This is a genomic window from Microbacterium festucae (assembly GCF_025421715.1).
GTDB classification, from domain to species: Bacteria; Actinomycetota; Actinomycetes; order Actinomycetales; family Microbacteriaceae; genus Microbacterium; species Microbacterium festucae.
In genome coordinates, this window is sequence record NZ_JAOEFC010000003.1 from 202150 (window position 1) to 220711 (window position 18562).

At 70.4% G+C, this 18562-nt stretch carries 17 protein-coding genes; 13 read left to right on the forward strand and 4 right to left on the reverse strand.

Annotation, left to right across the window (positions count from 1 at the left end; genetic code table 11):
* Positions 1–18: 18 nt before the first annotated feature.
* A complete protein-coding gene (locus tag N3K63_RS11270) occupies positions 19–1209 on the reverse strand; it encodes an ROK family transcriptional regulator (protein ID WP_261580274.1) in 1191 nt (396 codons plus the stop codon).
* A 111-nt stretch (positions 1210–1320) separates the two neighbouring features.
* On the opposite strand from N3K63_RS11270, the gene N3K63_RS11275 reads away from it, so the two are divergent.
* The 7 genes from N3K63_RS11275 to N3K63_RS11305 all read left to right on the forward strand — a co-directional run bounded on the left by N3K63_RS11275 (position 1321) and on the right by N3K63_RS11305 (position 9370).
* Positions 1321–2424 carry a Gfo/Idh/MocA family protein gene (locus tag N3K63_RS11275; protein ID WP_261580275.1) on the forward strand — a complete coding sequence of 368 codons (1104 nt, stop codon included), beginning with the start codon at positions 1321–1323 and terminating at the stop codon, positions 2422–2424.
* 8 nt (positions 2425–2432) lie between these two features.
* Complete coding sequence (locus N3K63_RS11280; protein ID WP_261580574.1) at positions 2433–3974, forward strand: sugar ABC transporter ATP-binding protein; 1542 nt, start codon at positions 2433–2435, stop codon at positions 3972–3974.
* Positions 3971–5092, forward strand: a complete 1122-nt coding sequence (locus N3K63_RS11285; RefSeq protein ID WP_261580276.1) for an ABC transporter permease — start codon at positions 3971–3973, stop codon at positions 5090–5092. Before N3K63_RS11280 ends, N3K63_RS11285 begins: the two co-directional genes overlap by 4 nt.
* A complete protein-coding gene (locus N3K63_RS11290; RefSeq protein WP_261580277.1) occupies positions 5089–6177 on the forward strand; it encodes an ABC transporter permease in 1089 nt (362 codons plus the stop codon). The genes N3K63_RS11285 and N3K63_RS11290 overlap by 4 nt, the downstream gene beginning before the upstream one ends.
* A gap of 2 nt (positions 6178–6179) precedes the next feature.
* Complete coding sequence (locus N3K63_RS11295; protein ID WP_261580278.1) at positions 6180–7394, forward strand: substrate-binding domain-containing protein; 1215 nt, start codon at positions 6180–6182, stop codon at positions 7392–7394.
* 91 nt (positions 7395–7485) lie between these two features.
* A complete protein-coding gene (locus N3K63_RS11300; protein ID WP_261580279.1) occupies positions 7486–8364 on the forward strand; it encodes a sugar phosphate isomerase/epimerase family protein in 879 nt (292 codons plus the stop codon).
* Complete coding sequence (locus tag N3K63_RS11305) at positions 8357–9370, forward strand: sugar phosphate isomerase/epimerase family protein (RefSeq protein WP_261580280.1); 1014 nt, start codon at positions 8357–8359, stop codon at positions 9368–9370. Before N3K63_RS11300 ends, N3K63_RS11305 begins: the two co-directional genes overlap by 8 nt.
* On the opposite strand, the gene N3K63_RS11310 is transcribed toward N3K63_RS11305, so the two are convergent.
* The 3 genes from N3K63_RS11310 to N3K63_RS11320 all read right to left on the reverse strand — a co-directional run bounded on the left by N3K63_RS11310 (position 9367) and on the right by N3K63_RS11320 (position 12430).
* A complete protein-coding gene (locus N3K63_RS11310) occupies positions 9367–9825 on the reverse strand; it encodes a MarR family winged helix-turn-helix transcriptional regulator (protein ID WP_315943089.1) in 459 nt (152 codons plus the stop codon). The genes N3K63_RS11305 and N3K63_RS11310 overlap by 4 nt on opposite strands.
* Positions 9826–9834: 9 nt before the next feature.
* Complete coding sequence (locus N3K63_RS11315; protein ID WP_390895174.1) at positions 9835–11523, reverse strand: MDR family MFS transporter; 1689 nt, start codon at positions 11521–11523, stop codon at positions 9835–9837.
* A 226-nt stretch (positions 11524–11749) separates the two neighbouring features.
* Positions 11750–12430 carry a YqaJ viral recombinase family protein gene (locus tag N3K63_RS11320; protein WP_261580282.1) on the reverse strand — a complete coding sequence of 227 codons (681 nt, stop codon included), beginning with the start codon at positions 12428–12430 and terminating at the stop codon, positions 11750–11752.
* Between the two features lie 317 nt (positions 12431–12747).
* On the opposite strand from N3K63_RS11320, the gene N3K63_RS11325 reads away from it, so the two are divergent.
* The 6 genes from N3K63_RS11325 to N3K63_RS11350 all read left to right on the forward strand — a co-directional run bounded on the left by N3K63_RS11325 (position 12748) and on the right by N3K63_RS11350 (position 18542).
* A complete protein-coding gene (locus tag N3K63_RS11325; RefSeq protein ID WP_261580283.1) occupies positions 12748–13731 on the forward strand; it encodes a hypothetical protein in 984 nt (327 codons plus the stop codon).
* Positions 13732–14076: 345 nt separating this feature from the next.
* The gene (rplJ, locus tag N3K63_RS11330) at positions 14077–14565 is read left to right on the forward strand and encodes a 50S ribosomal protein L10 (RefSeq protein WP_261580284.1); all 489 of its coding nucleotides are present in this window, start codon (positions 14077–14079) and stop codon (positions 14563–14565) included.
* Positions 14566–14613: 48 nt separating this feature from the next.
* Positions 14614–14997 (forward strand): 50S ribosomal protein L7/L12, encoded by a 384-nt coding sequence (rplL, locus tag N3K63_RS11335; RefSeq protein ID WP_261580285.1) that lies wholly within the window; start codon positions 14614–14616, stop codon positions 14995–14997.
* Positions 14998–15267: 270 nt separating this feature from the next.
* Complete coding sequence (locus tag N3K63_RS11340) at positions 15268–16194, forward strand: carbohydrate ABC transporter permease (protein ID WP_261580286.1); 927 nt, start codon at positions 15268–15270, stop codon at positions 16192–16194.
* A complete protein-coding gene (locus tag N3K63_RS11345; RefSeq protein WP_390895175.1) occupies positions 16181–17101 on the forward strand; it encodes a carbohydrate ABC transporter permease in 921 nt (306 codons plus the stop codon). Before N3K63_RS11340 ends, N3K63_RS11345 begins: the two co-directional genes overlap by 14 nt.
* Before the next feature lie 106 nt (positions 17102–17207).
* A complete protein-coding gene (locus N3K63_RS11350) occupies positions 17208–18542 on the forward strand; it encodes an ABC transporter substrate-binding protein (protein ID WP_261580287.1) in 1335 nt (444 codons plus the stop codon).
* The last annotated feature ends 20 nt before the right edge of the window (positions 18543–18562 follow it).

Sequence of the window (18562 nt, forward strand, 5' to 3'; positions counted from 1 at the left end):
GTGGGGCACCGTGGGGCCTCACCCGCGAGCGGTGCGCGCCTCGACGGCCGCGGGGGAGAGCACGAGCTGGGTGACCATGATGGCCGCCCCCAGCACGCCCGCCGTCGACCCGGCACGCGACTGCACGATGCCCAGATGCTGGGTGGCGAGCGGAATCGAACGCCGGTAGACCACCTCGCGCACACCTGCCAGCAGGTGCTCTCCGGCGCGCGAGATGCTGCCGCCGATGACGATGATCGACGGGTTGAGCAGGTTCACTACCGTCGCCAGCACTTCGCCCACCTCCCGCCCCGCCTGGCGGGTGGCGGCGATGGCGGCGGCGTTGCCGGCGCGCACGAGCTCGACCACCTCGGTGCTGCCGGCCGCGTCGATGCCCTGGGCGCGCAGCTCGGCGGCGATCGCGGTGCCGCTGGCGACCGCCTCGAGGTCGCGCTCGTCTTCGGGCGGCCGGGGGGAGTCGCGGCTGTAGGGCACCTGCACGTGTCCCATGTCGCCCGCCGAGCCCTGCGCGCCGCGCTGCAGGGCGCCGCCCGAGATGATGCCCGAGCCGATGCCGGTGGACACCTTCACGAAGACGAGATCGTCCACGGCGGGCCAGCTGAGCGCCTGCTCGCCGAGGGCGAGGATGTTGACATCGTTGTCGACGAGCACCGGCACATCGCACAGCCGCTGCACGTGGCCGGGGATGTCGAAGCGGTCCCACCCCGGCATGATGGGCGGGTTGGTGGGCCGGCCGGTCTCGTGCTCGACGGGGCCGGGCACGCCGATGCCGATGCCGACCAGTCGATCGGCGCCCCCGTCGGCCGACTCGAGCAGGCTCAGCCCCTCGGCGATCACGGCATCCAGCACGACCTCGGGACCCTCGGCGATGTCTTGCGTGCGCGTGCGGGTGGCCAGCAGATGCCCGGCGAGGTCGGCGACGGCGACGGTGGCGTGCGTGGCACCGAGGTCGATGGCGAGGATGACCCCCGCCCGCGGGTTGAAGGCGATGCGGGCCGGCGGGCGGCCCCCGGTGGAGGCGGCCTCGCCGGCGGGGGCGACGAGCTCGGCGGCCAGCAGCGCGTCGACGCGCGTGGAGACGGTGGAGCGGGCGAGCCCGGTGATCGCGGCCAGTTCGGCTTTGGTGCGTGCGGTGCCGTCGCGCAGGATCTGGAAGATCTCCCCGGCGCCGGGGGTGGGCGCACCGGCGGTGCGGACGACGTCGACCATGCGGTCAGTCAACCACAACGGTGATCGTGGGCAACCAACTTCGTCACGATTTGCAAACGACTTTTGACAGACCTCTAGCAAAAGTCATCGCGGCCGTGTCATCATCGCCGCATGACAACGGATGTCACCGACATCGGCGTCGGCACCATCCGCCAGGGGATCATCGGCGGCGGGTTCATGGCGCGGGTGCACGCGGGAGCGGGCCGCACCGCAGGGGCCGCGCTGACCGCGGTCGCCACCTCGACCGCCGACGGCGCCGCGCGGGCCGCGCACAGCCTCGGCGCCCGGCGGTCGGCCGAGGCCCTCGCCCTCGTCGCCGCGGGCGACGTCGACGTCGTGCACATCTGCACCCCCAACGCCACCCACGCGGCCCTCGCCACGGCGGCGCTGGCGGCCGGCAAGCACGTGGTGTGCGAGAAGCCCCTCGCCACGACCGCCGCGGCCGCCCGGGTGCTGGCCGCCGCCGCCGACGAGGCGGGCGTCGTGGCCGCCGTGCCGTTCGTCTACCGCTACCACCCGATGGTGCGCGAAGCGCGCGCCCGCATCGCCCGCGGCGACATCGGCGCCCTCCTCAGCATCGACTGCGCCTACCTGCAGGACTGGCTGCTGCAGCCCGGCGACGACGACTGGCGTGCCGATGCCGACGCCGGCGGCCCCTCGCGGGCGTTCGCCGACATCGGCTCGCACCTGTGCGACCTGGTCGAGTTCGTCGCCGGTGAGCCGATCGTGCGCCTGGCCGCCCGCACCCGCCGCGTCTTCGACGAGCGGGGAGGTCGTGCCGTGGCCAACGAAGACATCGCGGCGGTGCTGTTCGAGACGGCATCCGGCGCGCTCGGCACCGCGCTGGTGTCGCAGATGGCCGCCGGCCGCAAGAACGCACTGACGCTCGAGGTGCACGGCAGCGCCCGCAGCCTCGCGTTCGCACAGGAGCGGCCCGAAGAGCTGTGGGTGGGCGACCGGGCCGGTTCGCAGCTGCTGCTGCGCGACCCGGCCACCGGCGCACCCGACGCGGTGCGACTGCAGACGGTGCCCGCCGGGCACCCGATGGGCTATGTCGACGCGTTCGCGGCGTTCGTCGCCGACGTGTACAGCGCCGTACGCGGCGAAGACGTCGACGGTCTTCCGACCTTCGCCGACGGCCTGCGCGCCGCGGTGCTGACCGAGGCCGTCCTGGAATCGGCGCGGATGCGCGAATGGGTGGAGGTGGCACCGTGAGCGGCACGATGCTGGAGGGGACGGCCGCCGCGGCGGGCACGGGTGAGATCGTGCTGCGCGCGGTGGGTGTCGGCAAGTCGTTCTTCGGGGTGCGGGTGCTCTCGGGCATCGACCTCACGGTGCGCCGTGGCGAAGTGCACGGGCTCGTCGGCGAGAACGGCGCCGGCAAGTCGACGCTCATGAAGATCATGGCGGGGGTCCACCAGGCCGACGAAGGCCACGTCGAGTTCGACGGGGAGCGCACCGCGTTCACCCACCCGCGGCAGGCGATGGATGCGGGACTGGTGACCGTCTTCCAGGAGTTCAACCTGCTGCCCGAGCGCACCGTCGCCCAGAACGTCTTCCTCGGCCGCGAGCCGCGGCGGGCGGGCTTCCTCGACACCGGCGCCATGGTGCGCCGCACGCGCGACCTGCTCGACGACCTCGGGGTCACCTTCATCGACCCCACCGCCCGGGTGGGATCGCTCACCGTCGCCGAGCAGCAGATCGTCGAGATCGTCAAGGCGCTCTCGTTCGATGCCCGTGTCATCTCGATGGACGAGCCCACCGCCGCCCTCAGCGACCCCGAGGTCGAGCTGCTCTACGCGATCATCCGCCGGCTCACCGCCCGCGGGGTGGCCGTGGTCTACGTCTCGCACCGGCTGAAGGAGATCTTCGACCTCTGCGACACCATCACGATCCTCAAAGACGGGGCGCTCGTGTCCACCGACCCGGCCGGCGCCCTCGCGCCCGCCGAACTCGTGCGCCGCATGGTGGGCCGCTCCATCCAGTCGTTCTTCCCCACGGCGGTGGCCGGCACCGCGGTCGGCGCCGAGCGCCTGAGCGTCGCCGGCGGCGGCAACGGCTTCGTCACCGAGATCGACCTCACCCTGCGCGCCGGCGAGATCGTCGGCATCGCGGGGCTGCAGGGCGCCGGGCGCACCGAACTGGTCGAGGCGATCTTCGGCGTCGAGCCCTTCACCCGCGGCGAGCTGCGCCTCGACGGCGCCGCCACCCGGATCGGCTCGCCGCGGGCGGCCGTGAAGGCGGGGCTCGCGCTCGTCACCGAAGACCGCAAAGCCCACGGGCTCGCGCTCGGCCAATCGGTGCTCGACAACGCCCTGCTGGTCATCCGCAGCGTCTTCGCGGGCCGCACCCGCGCCTCGCGCGCCGCCGTCCCCGGCATCCTGAGCTCGCTGGAGGTGAGCTCACGCGGCCTCGACCAGGAGGTGCGCTTCCTCTCCGGCGGCAACCAGCAGAAGGTGGTGCTGGCGAAGTGGCTGGCCACCGACCCGCGCATCGTGCTGTTCGACGAGCCCACCCGCGGCATCGACGTCGGCGCCAAGATCGCCGTCTACCAGCTGATGCGCGACCTGGCCGCCGACGGCAAAGCGGTGCTCATGGTCTCCAGCGAACTGCCCGAGATCATCGGCATGAGCGACCGCATCCTCGTCATGCGCGACGGCGAGATCGTCGCCGAGCTTCCCCCCGGCACCGCCGAGCACGAGGTGCTCGCCGCGGCCACCGGGGCCGATGCCGGCGGCCGCGCCGGCGGGGAGGAGCAGCGATGAAGCGCTTCCGGGTCGATTCGACCCTCATCGTCCTCGGCATCCTGCTGCTGGTGATCGTCATCGGCGCGATCCTCGTCTCCACCGTCGGGCGCAGCTTCTTCAGCCCCGGCAATATCCGCGACATCCTCACCGGCATGAGCGTGCTCGGGCTCGTCGCCATCGGGCAGACCCTCGTGATACTCGGGGCCTCGCTCGACCTGTCGGTCACCTACGTGATGAGCCTGGCGAGCCTGCTGGCGGCCACGACCATGGCCGGCAGTGCGGCGAACATCCCCGCCGCGGTGGGCCTCACCCTCGTGGTGTGCGCCGGCATCGGCCTGGCCAACGGCCTCATCGTCACCGTGCTGAAGGTCAACGGCTTCATCGCCACCCTCGGCACCGGCCTCATCCTGCAGGGCGTGCTCAACACCAACTTCCAGGGCAGCGCCGGGGCGGTGCCGTGGGAGTTCCAGGTGATCGGCGCCACCGGCGTCGGCCCGGTGCCGGTCTCGACGATCATCATGCTCGCCCTGGCGGTGATCGTCTGGTTCCTGCTCGGCCGCACCCGCACCGGCGCGCACCTGTTCGCCGTCGGCGGCGACCCCGACGTGGCCCGCCTGTCGGGGCTGCGCACCCGCCCGCCGATCATCGTCGCCCACGTGCTGTGCTCGCTGTTCGCGGGACTGGCCGGCCTGCTGCTGGCCAGCCGCCTGGGGGTCGGAAGCCCCACCGTCGGGCAGCAGGGCGGCTATGCGCTGCTGTCGATCGCGGCGGTGGTGCTCGGCGGCACGCTGCTGCTGGGCGGCCGCGGCTCGGTGTGGGGCACGATCGGTGGCGTCGCCATCTTCGCCGTCGTCGACAACGTGATGAGCGTGCTGCAGGTGAACCCGTTCCTCAAAGACGTCGTCCGCGGCGTCGTGATCGTCGCCGCCGTCGGCGTCTACAGCCGCCGCGCCATCGTGCGCCGCCGGCCGCGGTTCGGTCCGGGCGGCACCCGGATGCGCGGCGACGAGGCCGCCGCCGCAGCGGCCCCCGCGATGGTCGCCGCCGCCTCGTCGCTCGATCCGGGCGCACCCGGTCCGGGGCCGGGAGCCGCGGCATCCGCCTCAGCCGACCCCGCGAAGGGAGAGACGCGATGAACGTCGTGCGCACGCTCGTGAGCCCCCGGGGCGCCGTCTTCCTGCTGCTCGTGCTGCTGCTGGTGGCCGTCACCGTGCTCAACCCGAACTTCGCCGAGCCGGGCCAGATCATGCGGTTCATCCAGCGCGTGGCGCCCATCGCCATCGTCGCCATCGGACAGTTCTTCGTGATCATCGCCGGCGAGTTCGACCTGTCGCAGGGATCGCTCATCACCGCGCAGGTGATCATCGCGGGAAACCTCGTGGGTCAGGACGACAGCCGCACCGTGCCGGTGCTCGTGCTGATGGCGGTGTTCGGCGTCGTCGTCGGCATCGTCAACGGTCTGCTCACCACCCTGCTGAAGATCCCGTCCTTCATCGTCACGCTCGGCATGATGCTCGCCCTGCTGGGCGGGGTCATGTGGTGGACCGGCGGGGCGGCGACGGGCAACCCCGCCGACAGCTTCCGGCAGATCGGCCGCGGCGGCATCCGCGATCTTCCCGTCATCGACCTGCTGCCGTGGTCGGTGCTGGTGCTGGCCGGGTGGCTGGCGCTGGCCATCTGGCTGACCAAGCGCCCCTACGGCAAGGTGCTCGTCGCCCTCGGCGACAACTCCCGCGCCGCCGCCTACGCCGGTGCCCGGTCGTGGTGGATCGTCACCCGCGCGTTCGTCATCTCGGCCCTGTCGGCGACCCTGTCGGCGGTGCTGCTGGTCGGCTACGCCGGCGTGCACCCGTCGGTCGGCCGCGGCTACGAGTTCGTCGCCATCACCGCCGTCGTGCTCGGCGGCGTCGTGCTCGGCGGTGGCCGCGGCTGGATCGTCGCCGCCGTCGCCGGTGCCTTCGTGCTCGAGGCCCTGTTCCTGCTGCTGAACATCGCCGGGGTCCCCTCGACCCTGCGCGACGCGGTGCAGGGCGTCATCATCATCGCCGCCGTGGCCTACTCCGGCGTCGCCTTCCGCGTGCGCCGCCGTCGCGGCGACGACGCGCCACCTGCTTCTCCCGATCCGGGGAAGGAACCGCCGGCGCAGGGACGCCACGCGGTTCGCCCGTCCGCACCACCAGCCCTCGTCGCCGAGGGGAACACAGAAACCAGAGGAGACTAGCTATGCGACGATCAGTGAGGATCGCCACCGCCGGGGTGGCGCTCGTCGGCCTCTTCGCGCTCGCCGGGTGCACGACCGACCCGAGTGTGGCGCCGCCGGATGCATCCGGCTCAGCCAGCGCCCCCGCCGCCGAGGGCAACGAATGGTTCGACCAGGCGCTGTTCGACAAGCAGGACGCGGAACGCGACGTCGTTCCCGAAGGGCCCGAAGACGAGCCCTACCTGCAGTACATCAACGCCGAGATGGTCGACACCGCCGCGTACGCCAGCGAGGGCGCCAAGAAGGCGTGCTTCGCCAACGCGTCGATCTCCAACCCGTGGCGCCAGACCGGCTGGATCACCATGAACCAGCAGTTGAAGGTGCTGCAGGAGCAGGGTGCGATCAGCGAGATGGAGACCCGCGACGCGCAGGACTCCGACGACACGCAGATCGCCGACATCGACTACTTCATCTCGGAGGGCAACTGCGACGTCTTCCTCATCTCGCCCAACAGCACGGCCGCGATGACGCCCGCCGTCGAGCGCGCCTGTGAGACCGGCAAGCCGGTGATCGTGTTCGACCGCGGTGTCAACACCGACTGCCCGGTCACGTTCATCCACCCCATCGGCGGGTTCGCGTGGGGCATCGACACGGCCGAGTTCCTCATCGAGAACCTCGACGAGGGCGCGAAGGTCGTCGGGCTGCGCATCCTGCCGGGCGTCGACGTGCTCGAGCAGCGCTGGGCGGCCGCCGAGCACCTGTTCGACGAGGCCGGCATCGAGGCGGTGGACTACTTCACCGGCGCCGACCCGGCCGAGATCAAGAGCATCATCGCCGACGAGCTCGCCAAGGGCGATGTCGACGGCATCTGGATGGATGCCGGTGACGGCGCCGTGGCCGCCATCGAGGCGTTCGAGGACGCCGGGGTGGACTACCCGGTGATGACCGGTGAAGACGAGATGAGCTTCCTGCGCAAGTGGAAGGACACCGGCCTCACGGGTCTGGCGCCCGTCTACTCGAACTTCCAGTGGCGCACCCCGCTGCTGGCGGCGGCGAAGATCTTCCAGGGTGAAGAGGTGCCCAAGGAGTGGGTGCTCCCGCAGAGCCCCATCACCGCCGAAGAGGTCGATCAGTACCTCGAGGCCAACGACGGCATGCCCGACGGTCACTACGCGAAGTTCGGCGGCGAGAACCTGCCCGGCTACCCGCAGGTGTGGCAGCAGCGGCAGATCCCGTAACCGGCACGCAGGGGCGCACGAGCCGTCCCGCCGGGCGATCGGTGGTCTGCCACCGGTGGCCCGGCGGGCGGCCCGTCACGGAAGGAGCGCGATGAGGCGCACGATCGGCGTCAACACGTGGGTGTGGACCTCGCCGCTGCGGGACGACACCCTCGACACCCTCGCCCACCGGGCGGCGGGCATGGGGTTCGGGGCCCTCGAACTGCCGTGGGAGAACCCCGGCGACTGGAACCCGCGCCGCGCCCGCGACCTGCTGGGCGGCCTCGGGCTTATCCCCGTCGTCATCGGCGCGATGGGTCCGGGCCGTTCGCTCGTGGCCCGGGCGGGCGACGTGCCCGCCACCCAGGACTATCTGCGCTCCGCGATGGCGGCGGCGCGCGAGGTCGGGGCGACGATCGTCGCCGGACCCTTCTACGCCCCCACCGGCGTCACCTGGCGCATGGACGACGCCGAGCGCGCCGACGTGGTCGCCGAGCTGCGCGCGAACCTCGCCCCGCTGGTGGCGGAGGCCGCCGCGGGCGGCCTGACCCTCGCCGTCGAACCCCTCAACCGCTACGAGACCAGCATCCTCAACACCGTCGACCAGGCGCTCGACGCCCTCGGCCCACTGCTCGGACCGGGTCTCGGGCTGGCGCTGGACACCTACCACCTGAACATCGAGGAGAAGCACCCCGCGGATGCCATCCGCCGGGCCGGCGCGGCGATCGCCCACGTGCAGGTGTGCGGCTCCGACCGCGGCGCCGTCGGCGATGATCACACCGACTGGCCCGGCATCCTCGCCGCCCTCGACGATGCGGGATACCGGGGAGTGCTGGGCCTGGAGAGCTTCACGGGAGAGAATGCGACCATCGCGGTCGCCGCCTCGGTGTGGCGGCCGCTCGCGCCGAGCCAGGACGAACTGGCCACACGCTCGCTCGCGGCCCTCACCGCGCTGCAGGACCACCGGCCTCGAGGAGGAGACCATGGCTGAGCATCCCGTCACGCTGTTCACGGGGCAGTGGGCTGATCTGCCGTTGGAGGAGGTGGCGCGGTTGGCGGCGTCGTGGGGGTATGACGGGTTGGAGATCGCGGCGTCGGGGGATCATCTGGATCTGGCGCGTGCCGACGAGGACGACGCGTATCTCGCGTCGCGGGTGGAGATCCTGGATCGTCATGGGTTGGGGGTGTTCGCGATCTCGAACCATCTGGCGGGGCAGGCGGTGTGCGATGCGCCGATCGACTTCCGGCATCGGGCGATCCTGCGCGAGTACGTGTGGGGGGATGGTGAGGGCGAGGGGGTGCGGCGGCGTGCGGCTGAGGACATGATGCGGGCCGCGCGGGTGGCGCGGCGTCTGGGTGTGGATACCGTCGTGGGGTTCACGGGGTCGTCGATCTGGCCGTATGTGGCGATGTTCCCGCCGGTGCCGGCGGAGGTCATCGAGGCGGGCTTCGATGACTTCGCGGCGCGGTGGAACCCGATCCTCGACGTGTTCGACGGGGAGGGGGTGCGCTTCGCGCACGAGGTGCATCCGGGGGAGATCGCGTACGACTACTGGTCGAGTGTGCGGGCGTTGGCCGCCGTCGATCATCGGGGTGCGTTCGGGTTCAACTGGGATCCGAGTCACATGATGTGGCAGCACATCGATCCGGTGGGGTTCATCGTCGATTTCGCCGACCGGATCTATCACGTGGACTGCAAGGACACCCGAATGCGGCCGCGTAACGGTCGTGCCGGGGTGATGGGGTCGCATCTGCCGTGGGGGGATCCGCGGCGGGGGTGGGACTTCGTCTCGACCGGGCACGGGGATGTGCCGTGGGAGGACGCGTTCCGCGCGCTCGACGCGATCGGGTACGCCGGCCCGATCTCGATCGAGTGGGAGGACGCGGGCATGGACCGTCTGCACGGGGCGGCCGAGGCAGTGGGCTTCGTGCGGTCGCTGCTGTGGCCCGCGCCGACGGCATCCTTCGACGCCGCCTTCTCGAACCAGGAGCGCTAGGCGGGAACCACGCCGGTGGTCAGGGCGTGCAGCAGCCGGGTGAGGCTGTGGATGTCGTCGACCGGCCAGTCCTCGAGGGCGTCGAGCAGGGTGTTCTCCTGCGGGGCGCGCGCCTCGGCCAGCCGCTCCAGCCCGAACGGGGTGGGGAACAGGATGCTGGCGCGTCCGTCGGCCGGGTCGGGCTCGCGCCGGATGAGTCCCAGCTGCTCGAGCTCGCGCACCGTGCGACTGAGCTGCCCCTTGTCGACGATGAGCGTGTCGGCCAGGGCCGACTGCGAGATCGACTCGCGCCGCGCGATCGTCGTGAACACCTTGTATGCGCCGGGGAGCATGCCCGGGCTCACCCGGTTGGCGTTCTCCGTCAGGATCCGCCGCATCCGGGTGATCAGCTCGCTGAACTCCGCCTCGAGGGCGCGCACCGCGTCGGTGCGCGCCTCTCGAGTGTCGGTGGTCACGATCCGAGCCTAACGGGCGTCCGTCGCGTCGCCGCGGCGGCCGGTCTCGGTGGTGGGGATCGTGCCGGTGGCGGCCAGCACCGCCATGCCCTCGGGCGCCGAGACGGTCGCGAGGTCGGCCCCCGAGGCCTCCAGGCGCTCCGAGGTCGTCATGCGGGTCAGCGGCTTGTTGGGCAGGAACACGATCGCGATGAGGCTGATCACGGCGAACGGCACCGCGATGAGGAACGAGTGCGAGATGCCCTGGGCGTAGATGTCCTCGAAGATCACCCGCAGCGAGTCGGGCATCGCCGACACCTGGGGCAGCGCCCCCGACTGCAGCTGCTCGGCCCAGTAGCCCGCCTTGTCGCCGAGGCCGGCGATCGCCTGGCCGATGGCATCCTTCGCGCCGCCGACGAGGTCGACGACCTGCGAGGCCAGTGCCGCACCCATCACCGAGACGCCGATGGTGCCGCCGAGGCTGCGGAAGAAGGTCACGCCGGAGCTGGCGACGCCGATCTCGGTGGGGGAGGTGGTGTTCTGGACGACCAGCACGAGGTTCTGCATGGTCATGCCGACGCCGGCGCCGAGCAGGAACATGTAGAGCGAGACGAGCGCGAAGTTCGTGTCGTAGTGGATGGTCGACAGCAGCGAGGCGCCCGCGATGAGCGAGATGCTGCCCACGATGAGGTAGGGCTTCCACTGGCCGTACTTGGTGACCAGGCCGCCCACGCCGACCGAGGCCAGCAGCAGACCCGCGATCATCGGGATCGTCATGAGACCGGCCTGCGTCGGGGTGGCGCCGCGGGCGAGCTGCATGTACTGGCTGAGGAACACCGAGGCGCCGAACATCGCGATGCCCGTGGCGATGGAGGCCACGACCGACAGGGTGAAGGTGCGGTTGCGGAACAGGGTCAGCGGCACGAGGGGCTCGCGCACCTTGAGCTCGGTGAACACGAACGCCACGGCGGCGATGAGCGCGCCGCCCACCATCAGCACGGTCTGGGTGCTCCACCAGTCGAAGTCGGTGCCGGCGTTGGTGACCCAGATGAGCAGCAGCGAGACGGCCGTGGACAGCAGCACGATGCCGATGTAGTCGATCGAGACCTTGCGCGAGGCGCGGGCCGGGATGTGGAGGGTCTTCTGCACGAGCAGGAGGGCGGCCACGGCGAAGGGGAGGGCGACGAAGAAGTTCCAGCGCCAGCCCCACGCGTCGGTGATGAGTCCGCCCAGCAGCGGACCGCCGACGGTGGCGACGGCCATCACGGCGCCGAACAGGCCCATGTAGCGGCCGCGCTCACGCGGGCTGATGATGTCGGCCATGATGACCTGGCTGAGGGCGGCGAGGCCGCCGGCGCCGATGCCCTGCACGGCGCGGAAGGCGATGAGGGTGCCCGGGTCCTGCGCGAAGCCGGCCGCGGCGGTGGCCAGCACGAACACGACGATGGCGACCTGGAAGAGCACCTTGCGGTTGGTGAGGTCGGCGAGCTTGCCCCAGATCGGGGTGGAGATGGCGGTGGTCAGCAGCGTCGCCGTGACGACCCACGTGAAGGCGGTCTGGTTGCCATCGAGGTCGTGGATGATCACGGGCAGCGAGGTCGAGACGACCGTGGAGGCCAGCATCGACACGAACATGCCGAGCAGCAGGCCCGACAGGGCCTCGAGCACCTGCCGGTGCGTCATGCGCGGTGTGTCTACCGCAGCGGGGGTGGAGGACATGCGTACTTCCTTAAGGCGTGGAACGAATCGTTGATGTTCGTCAATGGTTGATCGACGTCAACTATAGGTCTAATCGTTGAGGCGCGTCAACTATTCCCAGAAGTCGGGATGTGGATGCCGGGAGGTCGGCGGGGCCGGGGCGGGGGCTGGGTCGGGGCGGGGCCAGCGCGCGGGAGTGTCCGGGCGCGCGGAAGCGCCCGCTCGCGCGGGTTAGGGAGGACGCGGGTCAGTCGCTGAGGGCGAGGGCGCGGTAGGGCTCGCGGGGCCGCGCCGGCGCGGCATCCGGGCGCTTGCCGCGCTGCGTGCGCAGGTAGAGCTCGTCGATCAGCTCGGTGGCGAGGTTGACGAGGCCGCGGATCTCGCGCTCGTCGCGGTCGACCCAGGCGCAGCGGGGCTCGTCGCCGACGGGCACGAAGCCGTCGTGCTCCTCCCAGACGACGAGGGTGCGCTCGGCGCCGAGCACGTGCTGCTGCCACCAGATCTGACGCAGGTAGGTGCGGGGGATCGAGCGCCAGGTCTTGTTGGTCGTCTTGATCTCGCACAGGGTCACCCGGCCGGCCGGGTCGACGGCGATGCCGTCGGGGGTGGCGAGGTGGCGCTTCTCGACGACGGCGTGGAACAGCGCCGACGAGGGCTGGATGCCGTGGGTCGCGGCCACCCAGGCGGCGATCTCCGGCTCGCGCCGACGGCCGTGCGCCGTGTAGGCGTTGCCCGAGAAGCCCGAGCCCTGCAGCTTGGCGTCGGCGGCGCGGCCGATGGCGGTGTGGCTGGTGAGCTGGGCGACGTCGGTGGCGGTGATGCCGCGCGAGCGGGCCCGCATCCAGGCGACCCGGTCGCGCGAGTCGGCGACGATGCGCGCTGCCAGTTCCGGGGTGACGCCGGCGCGTGCGAGATCCTCCGGAACCATGTCTTCGAGGCTAACCCTCCCCGGCGATCTCTCGCGCCGCGACACCCGCCACCCCCGCATCCGCTCCTCGTCGCGCGCCCGTCGGGCGCTCGCCTATCGCTGTCCGCCGAGTGCACGGCGTGCCGCCGAGACCACCGGATGTCGGCGCGCCACAGGCCGTGCTCTCGGTGCGAGGTCGTGCACTCGGCATCCGCGGGGCTTCCTCACCCGGTGCGCCGCCGGGCGATCGCTCCCCAGATCGGGGGTGGGGAGGCCCGACGGCGGCGGGGGCGGGGCAGGGTTCCGGCATGACCGGCAGGCATGAGAGAGGGGCGGACATGGGGGAGCGACTGTCGCTGACGGCGCTGGGCGAGCTGCTGACCTCGCGGCGGCACCTGCTGGCGTGGGGGAGCACCGAGCGCGAGGTGGCCGCGCGGGTGCGGGCGGGCGAGTTCGTCGTCGTGCGGCGCGGCTGGTACGTGGAGCAGCAGGCGTGGGCGGCGCTGTGGCCCGAGGATCGGCACCGCCTGCACGTGCTGGCGGTCGTGCGTGACGGCTCCGGGGCGGGCGTCGTCTCGCATGCCTCGGCCGCGACGCTGTGGGGCCTGCCCGCCTACCGGGTGCGCGCGGAGCGGGTGCACCTGACGCTGCCCGCGGCCGGACGGATCTCGAGCGGCCCCGATGCGCTGCGCCATGTCGCCACGCTCCCCGAGGCCGATGTCGCGCTGGTCGACGGCATCCGCTGCACCTCGCTCGCGCGCACCGTGTTCGACGCCCTGCGCACGCTGCCGGTCGAGGCGGCCCTCGCCGTCGCCGACGCCGCCGAGCGGTCGGTCGCCGTGCGCGGATGGGAGTGGGACGCGGATGCCGGTGACGCGTGGCGCCACGACCTCGCCGCGCGCATCGACCGCGCGCCCGGTGCCCGCGGCATCCGTCGGGCGCGGTGGATCGCCGAGTTCGCCGACGGGCGGGCCGAGTCGGTGCTCGAATCGGTCAGTCGTGTGCAGCTGTGGCGCGTCGGGTTCCGGCGGCTGCGCCTGCAGGTGCCGGTGCGGGCGCCGTTCGGCGGCGAGTACCGGGTCGACCTCGGCATCGACGACGTGAACGTGCTGGCCGAGTGCGACGGCCGGCAGAAGTACGAGGACGAGGCCCTGCGCGCCGGGCGCAGCATCGACCAGGTGCTCCTGGACGAGAAGCGCCGCGAGGACTGGATCCGCGGCGTGACCCAGTGCCGACTCGTGCGGTGGGAGGAGCCACACGCCCGCACCCCCGGCGCCCTCGCCGCGCGCCTGGCGTCGTTCGGCATCCGCCCGCCGGGATGAACAGTCCAGCCGATTGCACGACCTCGCGCCGAGTGCACGGGGTGCGACGCGCGCAGAGCCCGTGCGCTGGGCGACAGGTCGTGCACTCGGCGGATGCCGGGACGATTTGGGGGAGCGGGGGGTGAGCGGGTACAGTGGTCGGAGCCAAAGACCGCTGGTCTCGGTGTGCGCGTGAGCGGACATCGACGAAGAACTGCACTGCAGGGGCCCGCGCAGGTGACACCGAATGTATCCCGGGAGACCGGAATCCAGCTCCGTGCGCTTGCGCCGGAGCTTTTTTCATGTGCGGGGGTCGAGGCTGACGCTCCGCCACCGCGGCGCGTCACGTACACACAAGGAGTGACCATGGCGCACAAGGATGCATCGGTCGCCGAGCTCACGAAGAACTTCGAGGACTCGAACGCCGTTCTGCTCACCGAGTACCGCGGTCTGACGGTTGCCCAGCTCAAGCAGCTGCGCAACAGCATCCGTCAGGACGCGGAGTACGCCGTGGTGAAGAACACGCTGACCAAGATCGCGGCGCGCAACGCCGGGGTCGAGGGACTGGACGAGGACCTCAAGGGCCCCTCGGCCATCGCTTTCGTGCACGGCGACTTCGTCGCCACCGCGAAGGCTCTGCGTGACTTCGCCAAGGCCAACCCGCTTCTGGTGATCAAGGGCGGTGTGTTCGAGGGCAACGCTCTCAGCGCCGACGAGGTCAACAAGTACGCCTCCCTGGAGAGCCGTGAGGTTCTGCTGGCGAAGGCGGCGGGCATGATGAAGGCGACGATGGGCAAGGCTGCGGCCACCATCGACGCGCTTCGCGAAAAGCTGGAGACCGCCGAGGCCGCGTAAGCGTCCGGCGACAGGCTCCCACAACCCCATCTATCTAGGAGATACATCATGGCGAAGCTCACCACTGAGGAACTGCTTCAGCAGTTCGCCGACCTCACCCTCGTCGAGCTCAGCGAGTTCGTGAAGGCGTTCGAGGAGAAGTTCGACGTCACCGCTGCTGCTCCCGTCGCCGTTGCCGGCGCCGGTGGCGCGGGTGCCGCTGCCGAGGCCGAGGAGGAGAAGGACTCGTTCGACGTCATCCTCGAGGCTGCCGGCGACAAGAAGATCCAGGTCATCAAGACGGTCCGCGAGCTCACCTCGCTGGGCCTCGGCGAGGCCAAGGCCGTCGTCGACGGTGCCCCCAAGGCCGTCCTGGAGGGCGCCAACAAGGAGACCGCCGAGAAGGCGAAGGCTGCCCTCGAGGAGGCCGGCGCCACGGTGACCCTGAAGTAATTCAGGTTCCTCTTCTCGAAGGCCCCCGGGTTCGCCCGGGGGCCTTCGTCGTGCCCGGCTGACGACGACGACACGGCCCGGCATCACCCCGAACACCCTCGGATGCCGTCCGCTGAGACTGCGCATTCTCCGCATGATCACGCGGTTTCGCATTGATTTCCCGCGGATGCTTGCATCCTCTGGCCCTTCCGTGTAGACATGGGGAAGCGCATTCCAGAAAGCGCATTCTCAGACATCGAAGAAGATGAAGGGGTCGACGGTGACCAACCAATGAGCGCGCTCAGCGAGCTCGGCAAGCTCAAAACCCAGGGCGGTGCCGGCAAGAAGCAGAACAAGGTCGCGTACCTGTTCCTGCTGCCGTGGTTCGTGGGACTGCTGCTGGTGACGATCGGGCCGATGATCGCCTCGTTCGTCCTGTCGTTCACGCGGTACAACCTGCTGAGCCCCCCGAAGTTCACCGGCCTCACCAACTGGGAGCGGATGATCGAGGACGAGCGCCTGCACAAGGCGCTGGAGGTCACCTTCCAGTACGTCTTCATCTCGCTGCCCATCCAGCTGGCGGTGGCGCTGCTGCTGGCGATCGTGCTCGATCGCGGCATGCGCGGCCTCTCGTTCTACCGCTCGGCGTTCTACCTGCCGTCGCTGCTGGGCGCCAGCGTCGCCATCGCGATGCTGTGGCGCCAGCTGTTCGGCGTCGACGGGCTCATCAACCAGGTGCTCGCGATGTTCGGCATCGAGGGGCAGGGCTGGATCTCGAGCCCCGACACAGCGCTGGGGACCCTCATGATCCTCAACGTCTGGACCTTCGGGTCGCCGATGGTGATCTTCCTGGCGGGCCTGCGCCAGATCCCCACCATGTACTACGAAGCGGCATCGGTGGACGGCGCCTCGCGCTGGCAGCAGCTGTGGAAGATCACCATCCCGCTGCTCACGCCGATCATCTTCTTCAACGCCGTCCTGCAGCTGATCGGCACGTTCCAGTCGTTCACGCAGGCCTACATCGTCTCGGGCGGCTCCGGCGGCCCGGTCGACTCGACGCTGTTCTACACGCTGTACCTGTATCAGCAGGGCTTCGGCAACCTCAACATGGGGTACGCCTCGGCCATGGCCTGGCTCCTGCTGATCATCGTGGCGGTGCTCACCGCCCTCGCCTTCTGGACCTCGAAGCTGTGGGTTTTCTACGATGACCAAGATTGAGTACACCGAGGCCCCGGCCTCCCTCGCCACCGAAGCGATCGTCACGGGGCGCCCCTCGCGCCGCCGCCGCGACCCGTTCCGCAAACCCGTGACGAGCATCATCCGTCACGCACTGCTGATCGCCATGGCCGTGCTGATGCTCTACCCGATCATCTGGATGGTCGTCAGCTCGCTGCGGCCCAACGACGAGATCTTCCGCGAACCCGGCATCGTGCTGGACAGCTTCGAGTTCTCGAACTACACCGACGGCTGGAACGCCCTGGCGAACCCCTTCGGGCTCTACATCTGGAACTCGGCCGTCATCGTGCTGGGGAGCATCGTCGGCAACCTGGTGTCGTGCTCGCTGGCCGCCTACGCCTTCGCGCGGCTCGAGTTCACCGGCAAGCGGCTGTTCTTCGGGCTGATGCTGCTGAGCATCATGCTCCCGATCCACGTGATCATCGTGCCGCAGTACGTGCTGTTCTCGCAGCTGGGCTGGGTGAACACGTTCCTGCCGCTGATCCTGCCGAAGATGCTCGCCACCGACGCGTTCTTCGTCTTCCTCATGGTGCAGTTCATCCGCGGCGTGCCGCGGGAGCTCGACGAGGCGGCGCGCATCGACGGCGCCGGCCACCCGCGCATCTTCCTGCAGATCATCCTGCCGCTGATGGTGCCGGCCCTGGCCACCACCGCGATCTTCACCTTCATCTGGACGTGGAACGACTTCTTCGCCCAGCTGATCTACCTCACGCGGCCGGAGCTGTACACGGTGCCGCTGGGGCTGCGCTCCTTCGAGGATGCGCAGTCGGCCACCAACTACGCGCAGATGTTCGCCATGAGCGTCGTCTCGCTGGTGCCGATCTTCCTGGTCTTCCTGTTCGGGCAGAAGTTCCTCATCAAGGGCATCGCCACGACCGGGATCAAGTGAGTCCGCACCGCAGCGGACCCACGCACCCTTCGCGGACCCACCGGCGGGTCCACCCTCATCACACGCACCACACCCATACCCGACTCCGGTCGAAAGGAAGCAAGACATGCGAACCACACCCGCACGACGCTGGTTGATGTTCACAGCCGCCGGCGCAGCGACGGTGCTCGCGCTGACGGCGTGCGGCGGCTCGTCCACGCCCGAAAGCACCGGCCCGACGCTGTCCACCGAGCCTGTGACCCTCAGCTTCACCTGGTGGGGCAACGACGTCCGCCACGAGATCACGCAGCAGCTCATCGACGCCTTCGAGGCCGAGCACGAGAACATCACCATCGAGCCGCAGTTCACCGACTGGGCCGGCTACTGGGACAAGCTGTCGACGACCGTCGCCGCCGGTGACACCCCCGACATCATCCAGATGGACGAGAAGCAGCTGTCGACGTACGCCGCCAACGGTGTGCTGCTCGACCTGGGCTCGCTCGGCGAGGCCCTTCCCACCGGCGACTTCCCCGACGGCACGCTGGGCACCGGCGCCCTCGAGGGCACGCAGTACGGCATCCCGGTCGGCATCAACACCTACACGATCATGGCCAACCTCGACCTGCTCGAGTCGCTGGGCATCGAGGCCCCCGACGACGAGACCTGGTCGTGGGACGACTTCGCCGCGCTGGCGGAGGAAGTGACCACGAAGTCGGGCGGCGCCACCATCGGCTCGCAGTCGTGGGGCTTCGAAGACGGCGGCCTGAACAACTGGCTGCGCCAGCAGGGCGAGTCGCTGTTCGCCACCGACGGTTCGCCCGAGGTCGCCGCCACCGAAGACGCGCTGGCCGGCTTCTGGCAGTTCCTGCTCGACACAACCGAGGCCGGCGGCACCCCCGACCCGTCCGCCACGATCGAGCGCGAGTCGGCGGGTCTGGCCGAGTCGTTCACCGCGACCAACGCCTCGGCGTTCGGCCCGTGGTGGTCGAACCAGGTCTCGGCGCTGCGCTCCGCCAGCGGCCAGAACCTCGTGCCGCTGAAGGTGCCCACCCCCGATGAGGGCGCCGACAAGGCCGCGTACTACAAGCCGTCGATGTTCTGGTCGGCCTCGGCCAAGACCGAGCACCCCGGTGAGGTGGCGCTGTTCCTCGACTTCCTCGCCAACAGCGAAGAGGCCGCCGACCTGCTGCTGGCCGAGCGCGGTGTGCCCGCCAACGACAAGATCCGCGAGTACATCACCCCGAAGCTCGACGAGACCAACCAGGAGGTCGTGACCTTCCTCGACTCGATCAGCGAGCGCGTCGGCGACGCCCCGCCGGCCACGCCCCCGGGCGGCGGCGCGATCGAGACGATCGTCGACCAGCACACCCAGCAGGTGCTGTTCGGCGAGCTCACCCCCGAAGAGGCGGCGGCGAGCTTCATCAAGGAACTGCAGCGGGCGCTCGACGACGCTGCGATCTGACCGGACGAGGGGCGGCGGCA

What these genes read in the sequence shown, in the direction of transcription:
- N3K63_RS11270 (WP_261580274.1), bottom strand. Translation starts at nt 1,209, where the DNA reads ATGGTCGACGTCGTCCGCACCGCCGGTGCGCCCACCCCCGGCGCCGGG.
- N3K63_RS11275 (WP_261580275.1), top strand. Translation starts at nt 1,321, where the DNA reads ATGACAACGGATGTCACCGACATCGGCGTCGGCACCATCCGCCAGGGG.
- N3K63_RS11280 (WP_261580574.1), top strand. Translation starts at nt 2,433, where the DNA reads ATGCTGGAGGGGACGGCCGCCGCGGCGGGCACGGGTGAGATCGTGCTG.
- N3K63_RS11285 (WP_261580276.1), top strand. Translation starts at nt 3,971, where the DNA reads ATGAAGCGCTTCCGGGTCGATTCGACCCTCATCGTCCTCGGCATCCTG.
- N3K63_RS11290 (WP_261580277.1), top strand. Translation starts at nt 5,089, where the DNA reads ATGAACGTCGTGCGCACGCTCGTGAGCCCCCGGGGCGCCGTCTTCCTG.
- N3K63_RS11295 (WP_261580278.1), top strand. Translation starts at nt 6,180, where the DNA reads ATGCGACGATCAGTGAGGATCGCCACCGCCGGGGTGGCGCTCGTCGGC.
- N3K63_RS11300 (WP_261580279.1), top strand. Translation starts at nt 7,486, where the DNA reads ATGAGGCGCACGATCGGCGTCAACACGTGGGTGTGGACCTCGCCGCTG.
- N3K63_RS11305 (WP_261580280.1), top strand. Translation starts at nt 8,357, where the DNA reads ATGGCTGAGCATCCCGTCACGCTGTTCACGGGGCAGTGGGCTGATCTG.
- N3K63_RS11315 (WP_390895174.1), bottom strand. Translation starts at nt 11,523, where the DNA reads ATGTCCTCCACCCCCGCTGCGGTAGACACACCGCGCATGACGCACCGG.
- N3K63_RS11320 (WP_261580282.1), bottom strand. Translation starts at nt 12,430, where the DNA reads ATGGTTCCGGAGGATCTCGCACGCGCCGGCGTCACCCCGGAACTGGCA.
- N3K63_RS11325 (WP_261580283.1), top strand. Translation starts at nt 12,748, where the DNA reads ATGGGGGAGCGACTGTCGCTGACGGCGCTGGGCGAGCTGCTGACCTCG.
- rplJ (WP_261580284.1), top strand. Translation starts at nt 14,077, where the DNA reads ATGGCGCACAAGGATGCATCGGTCGCCGAGCTCACGAAGAACTTCGAG.
- rplL (WP_261580285.1), top strand. Translation starts at nt 14,614, where the DNA reads ATGGCGAAGCTCACCACTGAGGAACTGCTTCAGCAGTTCGCCGACCTC.
- N3K63_RS11340 (WP_261580286.1), top strand. Translation starts at nt 15,268, where the DNA reads ATGAGCGCGCTCAGCGAGCTCGGCAAGCTCAAAACCCAGGGCGGTGCC.
- N3K63_RS11345 (WP_390895175.1), top strand. Translation starts at nt 16,181, where the DNA reads ATGACCAAGATTGAGTACACCGAGGCCCCGGCCTCCCTCGCCACCGAA.
- N3K63_RS11350 (WP_261580287.1), top strand. Translation starts at nt 17,208, where the DNA reads ATGCGAACCACACCCGCACGACGCTGGTTGATGTTCACAGCCGCCGGC.